The sequence below is a fragment of the Paraburkholderia sp. LEh10 genome (assembly GCF_017814945.1).
GTDB lineage: Bacteria > Pseudomonadota > Gammaproteobacteria > Burkholderiales > Burkholderiaceae > Paraburkholderia.
Genome location: NZ_JAGIPX010000014.1, coordinates 150292 through 165939, shown reverse-complemented (window position 1 = coordinate 165939; position 15648 = coordinate 150292). Strand labels below are relative to the sequence as shown.

At 63.9% G+C, this 15648-nt stretch carries 10 protein-coding genes and 1 pseudogene; 4 read left to right on the top strand and 7 right to left on the bottom strand.

What is annotated here, in order from left to right; translation table 11 throughout:
* Positions 1–146: 146 nt before the first annotated feature.
* The gene (locus J8I87_RS14735; RefSeq protein WP_209932178.1) at positions 147–1070 is read left to right on the top strand and encodes a LysR family transcriptional regulator; all 924 of its coding nucleotides are present in this window, start codon (positions 147–149) and stop codon (positions 1068–1070) included.
* A 341-nt stretch (positions 1071–1411) separates the two neighbouring features.
* Here the strand turns inward: J8I87_RS14735 and J8I87_RS45675 are convergent, their stop codons facing one another.
* Positions 1412–2263 carry a hypothetical protein gene (locus tag J8I87_RS45675; RefSeq protein ID WP_209932193.1) on the bottom strand — a complete coding sequence of 284 codons (852 nt, stop codon included), beginning with the start codon at positions 2261–2263 and terminating at the stop codon, positions 1412–1414.
* Positions 2264–4227: 1964 nt separating this feature from the next.
* On the opposite strand from J8I87_RS45675, the gene J8I87_RS14725 reads away from it, so the two are divergent.
* The gene (locus J8I87_RS14725) at positions 4228–5670 is read left to right on the top strand and encodes a sialidase family protein (RefSeq protein ID WP_209932177.1); all 1443 of its coding nucleotides are present in this window, start codon (positions 4228–4230) and stop codon (positions 5668–5670) included.
* A 116-nt stretch (positions 5671–5786) separates the two neighbouring features.
* Here J8I87_RS14725 and J8I87_RS14720 read toward each other — a convergent pair whose 3' ends face one another.
* From J8I87_RS14720 to J8I87_RS14705, 4 genes and pseudogenes are all read right to left on the bottom strand, one after another.
* Positions 5787–6302 (bottom strand): Ohr family peroxiredoxin, encoded by a 516-nt coding sequence (locus J8I87_RS14720; protein ID WP_209932176.1) that lies wholly within the window; start codon positions 6300–6302, stop codon positions 5787–5789.
* Positions 6303–6382: 80 nt separating this feature from the next.
* Positions 6383–6613 (bottom strand): annotated as a pseudogene (locus J8I87_RS14715) (LysR family transcriptional regulator); the annotation flags it as partial.
* 49 nt (positions 6614–6662) lie between these two features.
* Positions 6663–7688, bottom strand: coding sequence for a LysR family transcriptional regulator (locus J8I87_RS14710; protein WP_209932175.1), 1026 nt, complete (start codon positions 7686–7688; stop codon positions 6663–6665).
* Between the two features lie 192 nt (positions 7689–7880).
* Positions 7881–8762: an RNA polymerase sigma-70 factor gene (locus tag J8I87_RS14705; protein ID WP_209932174.1), complete on the bottom strand. Its 882-nt coding sequence runs from the start codon at positions 8760–8762 to the stop codon at positions 7881–7883.
* Between the two features lie 307 nt (positions 8763–9069).
* On the opposite strand from J8I87_RS14705, the gene J8I87_RS14700 reads away from it, so the two are divergent.
* Positions 9070–10653, top strand: coding sequence for a Na+/H+ antiporter (locus J8I87_RS14700; RefSeq protein WP_209932173.1), 1584 nt, complete (start codon positions 9070–9072; stop codon positions 10651–10653).
* Between the two features lie 57 nt (positions 10654–10710).
* Here J8I87_RS14700 and J8I87_RS14695 read toward each other — a convergent pair whose 3' ends face one another.
* On the bottom strand, positions 10711–11379 hold the full coding sequence (locus J8I87_RS14695) for a DUF4410 domain-containing protein (protein WP_209932172.1): 669 nt from the start codon (positions 11377–11379) through the stop codon (positions 10711–10713).
* Between the two features lie 424 nt (positions 11380–11803).
* Positions 11804–12118: a DUF4148 domain-containing protein gene (locus J8I87_RS14690; protein WP_209932171.1), complete on the bottom strand. Its 315-nt coding sequence runs from the start codon at positions 12116–12118 to the stop codon at positions 11804–11806.
* Between the two features lie 328 nt (positions 12119–12446).
* Here J8I87_RS14690 and J8I87_RS14685 point away from each other — a divergent pair, with 328 nt between their 5' ends.
* Entirely contained in the window at positions 12447–15644 is a 3198-nt protein-coding gene (locus J8I87_RS14685) for an efflux RND transporter permease subunit (RefSeq protein WP_209932170.1), read from the top strand.
* Positions 15645–15648 lie beyond the last annotated feature (4 nt).

The window sequence follows — 15648 nt, the reverse complement described above, 5'->3', positions numbered from 1 at the left end:
GGTTGCTCAGGTCAAGGTTCAGGTCGGTCTGTTTCATGCGCTTATTGTGCCTGGCAGGCTTCGGGTTGAACAGCATGGCATGGGCGAGTTTTGAACACTTTCCCTAAAGTTCCAAACCGGAATGTCTACGTCCTTGGAGACGGCAGATGCGCGACATCGACCTGAAAACGCTGCGGTTGCTCGTCGCCGTGTGCGATCACCGCAATATGGCGCGGGCGGCGCAGGAAGCTCATATCGAACCCTCCGCGATCAGCAAGCGCATCGCGCAACTCGAAAGCGATCTGGGCGTGCCGCTCCTCACGCGCTCGCGGCGGGGTGTCGAGCCGACTGCCGCGGGCAATGCGCTGCTCGAGCACGCGCGCAGCGTGCTCTTCACGATGGAGCGCATCGCGAGTGACGTCGCGGCGTTCGGTGGCGGGCTGAAGGGGCGGGTCAGCCTATGCGCGTCAGCGTCGGCGATCGCCGAGGCATTGCCCGACGACATTTCGTCCTTCATGCGCGAACCCGCGAATCAGAACATCAGGGTCGATGTGGAAGAACGGCTGTCATCCGATCTCGTGCGGCTATTGCGCGAAGGCGCGGCGAGCTTGGGCGTGTGTTGGGACAACGTCGACCTTCAGGGCTTGCAACACCGGCCGTATCGGCAGGACCGGCTGGCGCTGGCCGTGCATCAGGATCATCCGCTCGCGAACGAAGCGTCCCTATGCTTTGATCAGACGCTGGAGTACGAACACGTTGGTCTGCTACCGTCGACGGCCGTCCACACGATGCTGCAGCGCGCGGCCGCAGGCGCGGGCAAGAGCGTGTCGTATCGCGTGATCGTGTCGAGTTTCGATGCCGCATTTCGCGTGGTTGCGGCTGGTCTTGGCATTAGTGTCGTGCCCGTGGAGGTCGCCGAGACCTACCGCCCAGTGCGTGGCATCAAGGTGATCCCGCTCACCGACGCGTGGGCTCAGCGCCGGTTCGTCGTGTGTTTCAGGAGCTTTGACGCGCTGCAGCCGGCCGCACAGCGGATGGTTGACTATCTGGCCAGCCAGGCCGGGACTTTGACGGTGAACGGCAGTACTTGAGAAATTGGCATTGAGACAACCACGTCAAGTACTACGCATCCTATTGCCTCCTCAAGGACCCACAGGCCAGGCGGACCAGCGCAGTTCAGCAACTGAGCGGCTGAGCATGTAATGTAGCCGCGCCGGGGCCTGACCGGTGCGGAACGAGACTGGCCGCTGTGCATTCGAAAGCGGCCGTCATGCGAGTGCGGTTGCGTATGACCGGAGAGGGATCGGCAACTGACATTGGCCTCTCCGCGTTGCCCGGAATGGCGTGGCATGCTGCACACAGCCATCGCAGCTCCCGCTAGAGAGATGGACATACGCATGGGCTCCCGCGATTCATCTCCATACAATCGGGATTACCGGTCTGGTAGCCGCCATGACCTTCGTCTCTTGCGCGAAAGGGGCGGCTGAAAACAAGGCGGCCGGTTACCTTGACCCGCCCCCGCCGTGACCGCCTCCGCCGTTCCCGCCTCCGCCATTCCCGCCGCCGCCGTGACCGCCCGAGCCGTTTCCGCCTGAGCCGTGACCACCTGCGCCTGCACCGCCTGCGCCCGCACCGCCTGCGCCCGCACCGCCTGCGCCATTCCCGCCTGCGCCGTTTCCGCCTGAGCCATTCCCGCCTGCGCCGTGACCACCTGCGCCTGCACCGCCTGCACCCGCACCGCCTGCGCCTGCACCGCCTGCGCCCGCACCGCCTGCACCCGCACCACCTGCGCCCGCACCGCCTGAGCCATTCCCGCCTGCACCGTTTCCGCCTGAGCCGTGACCACCTGCGCCTGCACCGCCTGCACCCGCACCGCCTGCACCCGCACCGCCTGAACCATTTCCGCCTGCGCCGTGACCGCCTGCGCCTGAGCCCGCACCGCCGGCGCCTGCCCCGCCTGCGCCCGCACCACCTGCGCCCGCACCGCCTGCGCCGTGACCGCCTGCGCCTGCGCCGCCTGCACCCGCACCACCTGCACCCGCACCACCTGCGCCTGCGCCGCCTGCGCCCGCGCCGCCTGCGCCCGCACCGCCTGCGCCCGCACCACCTGCGCCTGCCCCGCCTGCACCCGCACCGCCTGCACCCGCACCACCTGCGCCCGCACCACCTGCGCCCGCACCACCTGCGCCCGCACCACCTGCGCCCGCACCACCTGCGCCCGCACCGCCTGCGCCCGCACTGCCTGCGCCCGCACCGCCGACGCCCGCACCCGGACCGCCCGCACCCGAACCACCTCTGCCCTGACCGACCGCAGGCTGTCCTTCAGCCAGCTTCAGTGAAGCAGGTTTCGGAGAAGGTGCACCGCGATGATCGACCGAAGCGGAAGCCACTGGCGCGGTGCGCTCGGCACTGCCAATAGCAGTTCCCTGGGCAGCAGGTGACGATGAACTCGCGACATGACCGGACGAAGACGCTTGTTGCGTTGGCGATATAGGTCGGGTGATCCGGGGCGCATGCCGCGCGATTGCTCCCGCTTGCGGCGCGGGATGGCGGCGATTCTGTCTGGCGGCATAGCTTGCTTGACCAGGCACTCGTGCAACCGACTGCGGTGCAGCAGAATCCGGAGGAGGTCCAGCGCGTTGATCGGATGGAGCGGACGACACAGGTGGCGCGAGCTCTGCACTGGCAACCGCAGTTCCCTGAGCGGGAGGCGACGGTGGTAGCGCGACATCACCGGACCAGGACGTGTGTTCCGCTGGCGTCGTGGATCCGATGATCCCGGGCGCCTGATCATAGTGGAACCGATCGCCAAACGCGACGACACCCATCACCCCGACAGCCAATGATGCGCTCGCCCACGCAACCCAAAGCGCAAGACGTCTGCCCCGCACAGGCGGTGCGGCCTCGATGTCTGCATCCGGGTTACTCGCCCCCGAATGCGCAAGCTCGGCCTCGCGGGACACTGCAACACGCTTCGGCTCGTTTCGTCTGATCCTTCCATTCACTACGTTCATGTGCCGTCCCCTTGCGGAATGCTCATCGAAATGCGCCGCGGGACCGTTCTGCGTGTTCGACCTCTGGCTCCGCCACGGCAATGGGAGCGGAAAACCAATTGCCTATAGTAAGGCTTCGAGCGATGAAAGCGCTCGCCATCTTCGTGGCCGATCTGGACGGGTGGCTAGAGTCGCCGTCCGTGGGCTTCCCGCGATGATTCCACAGTTGGCGACGACACGATGCAAGTGAAGCATTCGCTGTGCCTGTTAGTCCGAATCAGATTGGATTGCGAGATCGTGGACATAGCATCGACATACACGATACGACACGGTCCGCGCCAAGCGACGCGCGGATCGAACTGGGAAAAGATAGAAGAGAATGATCTATGTGCGAATCTACTCAACCTTGACGCGGAAATAACGCGAAGCGATGGCTTGCGAGTAACAGGGCGATAGCGAATAACCTCCTTCTACTATCGGCTAAGGACCGACTGGCCGATTTAAGAGGCACCTCGTTTAAAAATCGCAGAAGCGCGAGACCAGGACGTCGCAAGTTCGCATTGAGCGTTGGGTAATCAGCCTGGATGTTACCGATAAGGTTGAAACTGCGACCCCGCCGAATCGCCCTGTCGTCGCGATGTTTGAATCGATGTCCACTCAAGCGAATGATCTGGACTGCTTTGCAACGATCGACCGCGGCGATTGCCGCCAGGACACGTTGTTCCTGCCGACCGCATCAGGCACAGGTCGGCCCCAACTACGATTGCACGGACCGCTTGAATCCGCAGATGCCAAACGGCCAGTGAAGCGTCTGCGTCACGTCAGCGGCGGACGTTGCCTGATGTGCCGGCCACCGCACACTGCGGCTTGACGGATAAGAGCGTTCACCGCTTCAGTTTGTTACAAAAAATTCGCGCAGCGTTCTTTGCCACGACCTAAAGTCATTCCATGCGTCTGACAAATGATGGTTCATCGCAAAGGGAACGCTCGTAGCGAGGCAAAATTTCCGACGCACGAGGAAACCGGTTGGTGTTGGGTAGTGAAGTCGCGACCGACGCGCTGGCGGTGATCAGCGCTCGCAGTCTGTGCAGTTGAAGCGGTAGTGAGTATGGCGAGCGGATAAGGTGGAAAGAAGGCGCGCCGACGATGCCATCGTTGAGACCTCAGGCATGGGTGCAATGGCGCTCCACTTCTTTCGCAACTGCCAGCAGGCTACCGTGGGCTGTTACAGGCCGCAATGGAGAAGGAGCCGTCCATGCGTTGCAACAAGCCCTCTGTAATTTTGAGCAGTGTTCCGCTCGCTGTTGTCCTCGCAACAGGCATTACAGCCAGTCGGGCTGCGCCCGTCCTGGTTTCCGGTCCCAGTCTCTTTGCCACGTGCACCATAGGCGGCCCCGGCACGAACTATGTGAACGCCGAAGTCGAGCCTTGGCTCGCCACGAACCCGAAAAATCCCTCGAACCTTATCGGCGTATGGCAGCAGGACCGGTGGAACAACGGCGGCGCCCACGGCCTGGTTGCCCGTTCGTCATTCGATGGCGGTTTTACGTGGAACACGCCAGCTGCACTGCCTTTCTCTGCATGCGCGGGCGGGACTGGTTACGAGCGCGCGTCCGATCCGTGGGTATCGATCGGCCCCGATGGAACGGCGTACGCCGTGTCGATCTCCTTCAATCAATCCAACAACAGCAATGCGGTGCTCGCGTCGGTTTCGAAGGACGGCGGCCTGACATGGGGGAAGCCGAGCATCATCATAGCCAACAACGAACCGTCACTGCAATTCTTCAACGACAAGGAATCGGTGACGGCGAATCCCGTCAAGGCAGGCGTCGCCTATGCAGTGTGGGACCGGCTGGAACTGCCGAACGGCAATCCTTACGCCAACAGGCATACGGCCGCCTTCCGGGGGCCATCGATGTTCTCGAGGACGCTCGATGGCGGCAACACATGGAGTCCGCCATCCGTGATCGTGACGGTGCCTTCGCGGCAGCAGACGATCGGCAACCAGATCGTGGTCAACTCGCAGACCGGAACGCTCTATGACTTCTTCAACCTGATCTCTCCGCCGTTCTCGAAGGCGGCCGGCAAGGTGGCGTTCATCAAATCGACCGATGACGGCGCAACGTGGACGAAGCCGAAAATCATCTCGGGTTTGCAGACCGTATCGGTGTTCGATCCGAACACGGGCGAAGCGGTGCGTTCAGGAGACATCATTCCCGAGCCCGCGATCGATCCGAAGACGGGGCAACTCTATGTCGTTTGGCAGGATTCGCGCTTCAATGGCGGGCACTACGACGAGATCGCGCTCTCTACGTCAACAGACGGCGGCAGTACCTGGAGCGCGCCGATCCGGGTCAATACGCCCACGGGACGGCCGGCATTCAATCCAAGCATTAACGTCAATTCATCGGGGACCGTTGCAGTGACGTACTACGATTTCCGCAATCTGGCGGATGGCAACACCACGACACTACCAACCGATATCTGGCAAACGACATCGACGAACAAGGGAACGACGTTCGCCAATGAAGTTCATCTGGCGGGGTCGTTCGACCTCAAGACGGCGCCGAACGCGGAGGGCTTCTTCGTCGGCGACTATCAGGGGTTGGCCGTGTTCGGCTCGACGTTCGTGCCGTTCTTCGTGCAAACAAACTCGGGCAATCTCAGCAATCGCACGGACGTATTCGCTCAGCCGTAAAGTACGCAACGCAGCACTCGGCGCGCAGCGTGCACATGCACGCGCGCTGCGCGCGACGGTGCGCGACGGTGCGCATTTGCGGTGAGCGAAAAACGCCTTCACACCACGCACCGCAATCACGATTCGCTCGCGCCCTCCGGCGGCACGAGCACGACGACATTCGTGATGCCCTGCCGCGCCATCTTCGTATAAGGGCAAAAGCGTTCGGTGTTGCGCACCAGTTCCTCGGCCACGGCGCGGTCGACGCCGGGCATGCGAATCCGCGTATGCGCGGTGACGAGATACAGGCCATCGACGGGATCGCGGCTCAACTCGACGGTGACGTCCACCGACGTATCGGCCATGGAAAGACCAGCCCGCGTCGCAAGCAGACTCAACGCGCCATGAAAGCAGGCCGCATAGGCGGCGGCGAATAGCTGTTCAGGATTGGTGCCGTCGCCCGGTCCGCCCATCTCTTTCGGCAATCGCAGCTCAAGAGCGAGATTGCCGTCGTCGGAACGCACGACACCCGACGCGCGCCCATGAGCCGCGTCGCCTCCCGTCACCGTGACCGTCGTCGAATACAGCGCTTGACGGTCCCGCCCGTGGTACTTGTCGAGCAGCGTCAGCGGAGGTGGGTTCAAAGTGGTCATGGCGCGCGTCATCTCTGTCGTGTGCGATTGTGGCTTGTGTCGCGTTGCCGCCCGCATGCATGCCGCGCGCGTCGCCGCCATTTCGCGTACTGCGACTGAGCGAACCACTTGTCGAAGTTCATCGCGCCAACGCGTGGATTTGCGCCCGGGCAGAGCGTGTCGTCCTGAAGCTTGGCGCCGAAGTAGCGGGCCTGCGCGTCCTCGACGGCCTTGCGCGAATCGTGAGTCGCGTTCAGGAAGCGCTGCACCATGTCGGCAAGTCGCGCGCGTTCCGGGCCTGCGATCTCGACGATACCATTACGCGGCGCACCATGTTGCATCAGAAGCACCAATCGGCAGGGCGCGCCCGGCATTGGCATGTCATTCGACCGTCATAGCCGAAGCTGGCGCAGCGGCACGGCATGGCGTCATCGTCGTGAGGCACTGCAGATCGAGCGCCCGCGTCTTCTCCGTCATGTAGTCAACGAACACGCGAATGCGCGCGGGAAGATGCTTGCGGCTGAGATAGCAGATGTAATGACCGCCATCGTCGGGCGCATATTGCGTGAGACAACTGACGAGCTGCCCCTTGCGAAGCAGATCGCAAGCTTCATAGGCGGGCAGTTGCGCAATGCCCTGCCCGTCGAGCACTGCCTGCAGGATCAGATCCGGGTCGTTGAACGTGTGATGCGCAGTGAGCTGGCGCCGCTGCGGCAAACCTTCCACCTTGAACTCCCACTCGCGCACGCGCCCCGACATCATCCGGAAGTTGATGCATTGATGACTCGCCAGCTCGTCGACCTGATGCGGCAAGCCATGCGCCCGTACATATTCGGGCGACGCGCAGACGATCATCTGCATCGGGATCAATTGCCGCGCGACGATTTCGCTGTCTTCCAGGCGTCCATCGCGAAACGACACGTCGATGCGGTCTGCCGTGAAGTCCGCATGACGGTCGATCAGCATCAGCTCCAGCGTGATGTCGGGATACAGCTCGCGAAAGCCGCGCAGCAACGGCGCGACGATCTTGCGCCCGAAACCGGCCGTCGAGCAGATGCGCAAGTGGCCTCGCGGCGGCCCGTGGCGCAGTTCGCGCATGTCTTCCAGCGCCTGCGCAATGCGCTCCACGCCGGGCTGACACTTCTCGTAGAAGAGTTCGCCCTCGCGCGTCAGCGACGTGCTGCGCGTCGTGCGGAAAAAAAGGCGCGCATCGAGTTGGGCCTCGAGCTTCTGCACGTTGCGGCTGACCGACGACCGGCCGATGCCGAGGCGATCGCCCGCGCGCGCGAAGCTGCCTTCGTTGGCGACAGCGAGAAAAGAGACGACGCATGCATAACTGGTCGCAAAGCTGCTTGCGAACGGGTCTTCGGCGTCGGTGACGGAACTGCGTGATGAGTAGTCTGACATTGAAAGCGCAAGGCAAGTAGAGTCCGTTACGAGACTAGACGTACGAGCGCCCTCGCTTGTGACACGGCCGGCCGTTTTTTTCGCGGCGGGCGTATCGGTGTGCATGCGGACTTACGGCTTCATCACCCGTTGCGCACCGGGTCAGGGCCTCATCGCGCACACGCCCGCGTGCGCGCCGGACGGGCTCGGCAATCACCCGATGCTGCACGCGGCTGCGATGCGCGCGAGCTTGTCGGGATTGCGTTGCACATGAATGCGGACGATGCGGTTGCCGTCCGTCTCGAACGATTGCGCCGATTCGAGCTGACCTTCGATAAAACGCAGCAGCGCCCACTCGCCATTGAGCAACACGAGCTTCACGCGAACCTCGCTGCGATAGCGCCGGCACGCGGCAAAGAAGAGCTGCGCGATGCGCCGTCCGCCCACCATCGGCTTCGGGAAGCTGGGCACCTTGCCGCCGCCGTCGCCGAACAGAATCGCGTCTTCGGCAAGCAGCGCGTTGATCGCGGAGAATTCGCCAAGCTGAAGCGCGCGCGCGAACGTCTCCAGCAGGCGGTGATGCGTCTCGCGCGACACCGTATAGCGCGGGCGCTCGTCGCGCAATTGCGCTTTCGCACGGCTCACCAGCTGACGGCATGCGGCTTCCGTCTTGCCGATCGCATTGGCGATGTCATCGTAATCCGTGTCGAAAACTTCGCGCAGCAGAAACGCCGCCCGCGCTTCCGGCGTCAGCCGTTCGAGCAGCATCAGAAAAGCGACGGAGACATCGTCGGCGCGCTCGGTCATCTCTTCGGGCGTGGCGGGGGACTCGGTCAGTTGCGGTTCCGGCAGCCATATGCCCGTGTAGTGCTCGCGCTGCAGTTTCGCCGCGCGCAGGCGGTCGATCGACATTCGCGTCGTAACCGAGACGAGCCACGCCTGGGCGTTGTCGATGCCCTCGCGGTCCGCAGCATGCCAGCGCAGCCAGACGTCCTGCACGATGTCTTCGGCTTCGGCAACGGACCCCAGCATCCGATACGCGATCTTCTGCAGGCGCGGCCGAAGCTGGTTGAAGACATGCAAATCGTCATCCATGAAAGCGCTCCTCTAGCGCGGAAAAGCACCACGGCCGCGCGAGCCGCGTGCCGGGCGCCCAGCATAGTGCCATGGTGGTGAAAAATTTCTGACGGTCTTTTTGTTGGCGTCCGGCGTCCAACGGAAAAGCGGTAATCGCCCTTCCCTTCCGCGCGAAATTCAGCGGGATCGTTCAACATCGCGTGGCCGCGCGGCACCGGCATCGCGCCACCGGCCATGACGAACCCGGGACCACATCCTTTCTATCGGCTTGCCACGGGATTACTACATACTTTAGCGGATAAGTCCCGCAAGAAAAGGAGGAACCATGTCTGCTGTGTCGGCATTCAAGCTGGTGCTGCTCTCGCTGATCGCGATCATCGCGCTTGAACTGCTTGCGAAACGCGTGCGCTTGCCGCCCGCCGCTGCGTTGCTGGTCGGCGGCGCCGCGATGGCGTTCGCCCCCGGCCTGCCGCCCGTCGTGCTCGACCCCGATCTCGTGCTGATCGTGTTCCTCCCGCCGCTTTTGATGAACGGCGCGTACTTCTTCGTCTGGACCGAGTTCAAGCGGCACCTCGCGCCCATTCTGCTGTTCGCCATCGGCGCCGTCGCGTTCACGACATGGATCGTCGGCGTCGTCGTGCATCTCGTCGCGCCGTCATTGCCGTGGGCCGTGTGCTTCGCGCTCGGCGCAGTCGTCTCGCCGCCGGATGCCGTCGCGGCAAAGGCCGTGCTCGCACGCGTCGCGCTGCCGCGCCGCCTGATGGTGCTGCTCGAAGGCGAGAGCCTGCTCAACGACGCCGCCGGCCTCGTGCTGTTCCGCTTCGCCGTCGCTGCGGCGCTGACGGGAGCGTTCAGCGCGTCGCATGCGGTGCTGAGCTTCGGCGCGCTTGCGCTCGGCGGCATCGTCGTGGGATGCGCCGTGGGCTATGCGGTCTTGTGGCTGTTACGCCTGCTCGATGACGACTACCTGATCATCACGACCTCGATGGTCTCCGCATGGATCAGCTATATCGCGGGCGAAATGCTCGGCGTGTCGAGCGTCATCGCGACGGTGACCTGCGGCATGTTGCTCGGCTGGCATCAGCACGAGGTCTTTTCGGCGACGGTGCGCACGCGCGGCACGGCATTCTGGCTGGTCGTCATATTCGTATTCGAAGCGCTGGTGTTCGTGCTGATCGGCTTGTCGCTGCGCGGCGTGATGCAGCGGCTCGGCGGCATCGACAACGCGATCACGCTGCTCGGCCCCGTCGCGATGGCGACTGTGGCCACCGTCGTCGTGTCGCGTTGCGTGTGGACGTTCGGTATCGAGTCGATCAAGGCGATCGTCCATCGCGTCTCGGCGCGCGTCGCCGAGCCTGCCGACTGGCGCTCGGCCACCATCGTCAGCTGGGCGGGCATGCGCGGCGTCGTGACGCTGGCTATCGCGCTGTCGCTGCCGGAAACGATTCCGGGACGCGACCTGATCCTCTTCTCTGCATTCGTCGTGATTCTTTTTACGGTGCTGCTGCAAGGCGCCACCCTCGGACTGTTGATCCGCCGCGTCAAGCCGGCGACCGATGCGCATCCGCAAAGCTATCTGACGGAGCCCAACGCATGGGCGCGGCTCGAAGCGGCCCAACTGGAAGCGATCAAGCCGCTCGTGTACGCGCCCGACGGCAGCGTGCTGCATCCGCGATTGCTCGAACAGTACAGCTACCGGGCCCGCCTGACACGCGACTATCAGAATGCCGCCGCCTTTCCGCTCGAAAAGCGCAAAGCGCACTACGACGTCGTGCTGGCCGCGATCGCCGCGGGACGCGCTGAATTGTTGCGGATGCATCGAAGCGGTCTGATCCACGACGATCTGCTGCACACGATGGAGCACGACCTGGATCTGCAGGAGATGGCCTCGCGCCACTCGCGCGGGTAAGTTCGCGAGGGCAGGTTCAAAAGCGCGCCCACTGCCTGGCGGAATGCCGCCGTCTGCTCATTGCTGCGGCGCTTGCGCGGCATGCGGCTTCACGCGCGCGACGACGGAATCCGTCACCTGGCGGGCGGCCTGCTTGATGTTCGCCTGCTCGTCGTTGCCCGCCATCACGTACCTTGCGGCCGCCACGTACGGATTGAGCTTGACGATCGCACCGGGCGCATGCGTGTCCGATTGCCCTTCGACTGTCTGATAGAGCGGCGCCGGCGACGGATTGGGCAGCTGATCGATCGCGACGGCCAGTTCGATCCTGCCCTGTCCCGCGCCGAAGCCGACGACGGCGCGCCGCACGCGATTGCCTTCGTCGACGCTCACGAAGACGCCGCGCACCAGCCACCCTTGCGCCGGCACGTCGGCGCCAGCGGGAAGACGGCGGGCATCGAAGCCTTCATGCTGAAGATCGGCGATGAGCGTCTCCGACATCCCGGAGACGATCTGCTGCGATTTCTTCTGCGGGTCCTGTTCCGTCAGATGCAGCGGCGACAGACTGCCTGCAAGGCGACGCGCTCTGCTCAGCCGGCTTTGGTCAGGCGTCACGTTGGCCGCATCGAGCTCGAAATCCGCCACATAGACGACGGGAGCGCCGCCGCCCTGCTGCGCGGGCGCAATCGACACGAACCCGCCTAGCCAGAAAGCTGCAACGACGCATTTCCACCATCGATTGTTCATCGCGGTCTCCGGATCGTCGCGATCATGCGGAAATTGTGTGGGTCGTGGATGAATATACGCCTCCTGCACCGACGCGGCTGGCGAGCGGCCGCAACATGGGCGCGGCCGCCGGGCAGCGCGACAACGCGTTCGCCGTGCAAATCGCCGATGAGCTGTGCGTCGACAAAGGGAAAGGCGCGAGATCGGCCGCGGCGGGACGCGATCAATACGAAAGTGATCGCCGTGCGGATCGAAGGTGGCGGCGGACGGCCGACCCGGACACAACGCCGCCTCCGGCCAGCGTCTCCAGGCGCTGCCGCGTGCAGCGTGTCATCACATGACGCGCGGCTTCACGCCGTCAGTCACGCGCGCCGTTTGGAATAGAGGCCGGACCAGAACCGGCGGCATGATTCCAGTCCGACAGCGCTCAAGCGCGCCACCGCGCTCAATTTCCAAAGAAAATCGTCCTCGGATGGCCGTCCGCCGTGCGGGGGGCGCCCGTCTGCATCGTACCGTTCGACGCCACGCCACCCACCGCGGTCTGCTCCATCGGCTGCTCGCCTGCCTTTGCTTCCGCGGCCTGGATGTCGGCCGGATACGTCGCGTCGTCGCTGGTCGCGCGATAGCCCGCCTGTTCGACGCGCTGCAGATCGTCGCGAACCTGCGCGCGCGTCTCGCCGCCCTGCTCGGCCTGGGCAAAGGCAAGTGCCGGCGCAGCCAGCGCGCACGAAACGAGGACTGCCTGAATCAGTGCTTTCATGATGGTTCACCTGCATGTGAGTCATTGACCAGCGCCACGTTCGTGATGAATGTGGCCCCAATGCCCTTCGCCGCATTTCGCGCAGTTCGCCATTTATCGGTTCCGGGCTCGTTCGCAAAGGGTTAACGCCATTGTGTGCAATGAGCGCTGACCTAAGCCTGTCTCTCACGTGACAAATGCGTCATCTACGCCGCGCGGCGAGATGTCGATTTTGTAATGTGGCAGTCACCGATGGGTAAGTGCGCCCCCGCCACACTTCGACCTCACGAAGCCCCCGCGCGTCCGCCGCGCCCGGGCCTCCCGGCAGATCATCGTCCAAGGAAACGTCATGTGGATCGTCAAGCTGGCCCTGCGGCGGCCCTATACCTTCATCGTGCTGGCCGTGCTGCTCTTCATCATTGGGCCGCTCGCGATCCTGCGCACGCCGACGGACATCTTCCCGAACATCGACATTCCCGTCGTCAGCATCGTCTGGACGTACAACGGCTTCTCCGCCGAAGACATGGCGCATCGGATCGTGTCGAACTACGAGCGCGCGCTGACGACGGATGTCGATGACATCGAGCACATCGAATCGCAATCGTTGAACGGCGTCGCGGTGGTGAAAGTGTTCTTCCATCCGGGCGCAGACATCAACCGCGCGATCGCCGAAGCCGCGTCGAACTCCGCGTCGATCCTGCGCGTGCTGCCGCCGGGCACGCTGCCGCCGAACATCATCACGTATAACGCTTCGACGGTGCCCGTGCTGCAGCTTGGCCTGTCGAGTCCGACGCTGCCCGAGCAGACGCTCTATGACCTCGGCAACAGCTTCATCCGCACGCAGCTCGCGACGATCCAGGGCGCGGCCGTGCCGCTGCCGTACGGCGGCAAGATCCGCCAGATCATGGTCGAGCTCGATCCGAAAGCGTTGCAAGCCAAAGGCCTCGCGCCCATCGACGTGGTCAACGCCGTCAACGCTCAAAACCTGATTCTGCCTGGCGGCACCGCGAAAATCGGCTCACGCGAATACAACGTCGAAATGAACGGCAGCACGAACACGGTGGCCGCGCTCAACGATCTGCCCATCAAGACGGTGAACGGCAGCGTGGTCTATGTGCGCGACGTCGCGCATGTGATCGACGGATACGCGCCGCAGACGAACATCGTGCGCAGCGACGGCAAACGCGCGGCGCTCTTGCAAGTGGAAAAGACGGGCAGCGCGTCGACGCTCACCATCATCGAGCAGGTCAAGGCGATGCTGCCGAAGATCGCCGCCGGCCTGCCGAGCGCGCTGCACATCACGCCGCTATCCGATCAGTCAGTGTTCGTGAAGTCCGCGATTTCGGGCGTCGTGCGCGAAGCGCTGATCGCCGCATGCCTGACGGCCGCGATGATCCTGCTCTTCCTCGGCAGCTGGCGCGCGACGCTGATCATCGCCGTGTCGATTCCGCTCGCGGTGCTCACGTCGCTGATCGCGCTCTCCACGCTCGGGCAAACCATCAACATCATGACGCTCGGCGGTCTTGCGCTGGCCGTCGGCATTCTCGTCGACGATGCGACCGTGGCAATCGAAAACATCACGCATCACCTCGAAAAAGGGGAGCCGCTACACGACGCTATCCTGAACGGGTCCGGAGAAATTGCCGTGCCGACGTTCGTCTCGACGCTTTCGATCTGCATCGTGTTCGTGCCGATGTTCCTGCTGTCGGGCGTCGCGCGCTATCTGTTCGTGCCGTTGGCGGAGGCCGTCGTATTCGCGATGTGCGCGTCGTACTTCTTCTCGCGCACGCTGATTCCGACGCTCGCGATGTACCTGATGCGCGCACCGTCAGCGAATGGACGCGGCGCGTCAGGTCCCTTCGCGATCTTCGCGCGCTTTCAACGCGGCTTCGAACAGCGCTTCGAAGCGCTGCGCAACCACTATCGCGATGCGCTGCAACGCGCGATTGCCAATCGCCGCCGCTTCATCCCGATCTATCTCGTGCTGTGTTTTACGTCGCTCGCGTTGATCGCATTCGCGGGCCGCGACTTCTTCCCCGCCGTCGATACGGGCGAAATCCGTCTGCATCTGCGCGCGCCGACGGGCACGCGCATCGAACAGACGGCGCGCATCACCGATGAAGTCGAGGCGAAGATTCGCACGGTGATTCCGAAGTCCGAACAGGCGGCCGTGCTCGACAACATCGGCGTGCCCGTGAGCGGCATCAATCTGACGTACGACTCGTCGGCCCCGATCGGCCCCGAAGATGCCGACATCATGGTGACGCTCAAGCCCGATCACAAGCCGACGGCGCAATACGTCGCGCAGTTGCGCAACGTGCTGACCCAATCGTTTCCCGGCGTGACGTTCGCGTTCCTGCCTGCCGACATCGTCAGCCAGATCCTGAACTTCGGCCTGCCCGCGCCGATCGACGTGCAGATCGTCGGCAACAAGCTCGCGCAGAACCGCGCCGTCGCGGACAAGCTGCTCGCGCAGATGCGCGGCGTGCGCGGCCTCGTCGATGCACGCATCCAGCAGCCCGGCGACGAGCCGACCATCGACGTCAACGTCGATCGCACGAAGGCGATTCAGGCAGGCCTCACGCAAAAGGACGTCGCGCAGAACCTGCTGATCGCGCTGTCGGGAAGTTCGCAGACCACGCCGAATTTCTGGCTCGATCCGAAGAACGGCGTCAGCTATCCGTTGATGGCCGAAGTGCCGCAGTACGACATTCACTCGCTGCAAACGCTCGCGAACATTCCGCTGACGACGAACCAGGTCAGCATCAATCCGCAGAACCAGCTGGGCACGCTCGGGACGATGTCGCGCAGCACGCAACAGGCGGTCGTGTCGCACTACAACGTGCAGCCCGTGCTCGACATCTTCGCGTCGACGCAAGGACGCGATCTGGGTGGCGTCGCAGCCGATGTCACGAAGCTCGTCGACGCCGCGCGCGCGCAGTTGCCGCCCGGTTCGTCGATCGTGATTCGCGGCCAGGTGCAATCGATGAACGAGTCGTTCGCGGGCCTCGGCGCGGGTCTCGTGTTCGCGATTGCGCTCGTCTATCTGCTGATGGTCGTGAATTTCCAGTCGTGGGTCGATCCCCTCGTCATCGTCAGCGGCCTGCCGGGGTCGCTGGCCGGCATCGCGTGGATGCTGTTCTCAACGCACACGACGCTCAGCGTCCCTGCGTTGACGGGAACGATCCTGTGCATCGGCATTGCGACAGCCAATAGCATTCTCGTCATCAACACCGCGCGTGAATCGCTCGCCAACGGCATGGAGCCGCTCGCCGCCGCGCTCGATGCAGGCTTCAACCGCTTCCGTCCCGTGCTGATGACGGCCCTCGCGATGCTGATCGGCATGCTGCCGATGGCGCTCGGCCTCGGCGACGGCGGCGAACAGAATGCGCCGCTTGGCCGCGCGGTGATTGGCGGTCTTGCCGTCGGCACGCTGTCGACGCTGATGTTCGTGCCCGTCGTGTTCGGAATGGTGCATGCATGGCTCGCGAAGCGCCGCGCGAAACAGGACGCCCGTCGCACCGACGTGACCACACACGCTCAATAAGGAC

Bases quoted from the DNA above. Each gene is read 5' to 3' on its own strand.
- J8I87_RS14700 (WP_209932173.1), top strand. From the start codon at position 9,070: ATGTCTGCTGTGTCGGCATTCAAGCTGGTGCTGCTCTCGCTGATCGCG.
- J8I87_RS14725 (WP_209932177.1), top strand. From the start codon at position 4,228: ATGCGTTGCAACAAGCCCTCTGTAATTTTGAGCAGTGTTCCGCTCGCT.
- J8I87_RS14685 (WP_209932170.1), top strand. From the start codon at position 12,447: ATGTGGATCGTCAAGCTGGCCCTGCGGCGGCCCTATACCTTCATCGTG.
- J8I87_RS14690 (WP_209932171.1), bottom strand. From the start codon at position 12,118: ATGAAAGCACTGATTCAGGCAGTCCTCGTTTCGTGCGCGCTGGCTGCG.
- J8I87_RS14705 (WP_209932174.1), bottom strand. From the start codon at position 8,762: ATGGATGACGATTTGCATGTCTTCAACCAGCTTCGGCCGCGCCTGCAG.
- J8I87_RS14710 (WP_209932175.1), bottom strand. From the start codon at position 7,688: ATGTCAGACTACTCATCACGCAGTTCCGTCACCGACGCCGAAGACCCG.
- J8I87_RS14720 (WP_209932176.1), bottom strand. From the start codon at position 6,302: ATGACCACTTTGAACCCACCTCCGCTGACGCTGCTCGACAAGTACCAC.
- J8I87_RS14695 (WP_209932172.1), bottom strand. From the start codon at position 11,379: ATGAACAATCGATGGTGGAAATGCGTCGTTGCAGCTTTCTGGCTAGGC.
- J8I87_RS14735 (WP_209932178.1), top strand. From the start codon at position 147: ATGCGCGACATCGACCTGAAAACGCTGCGGTTGCTCGTCGCCGTGTGC.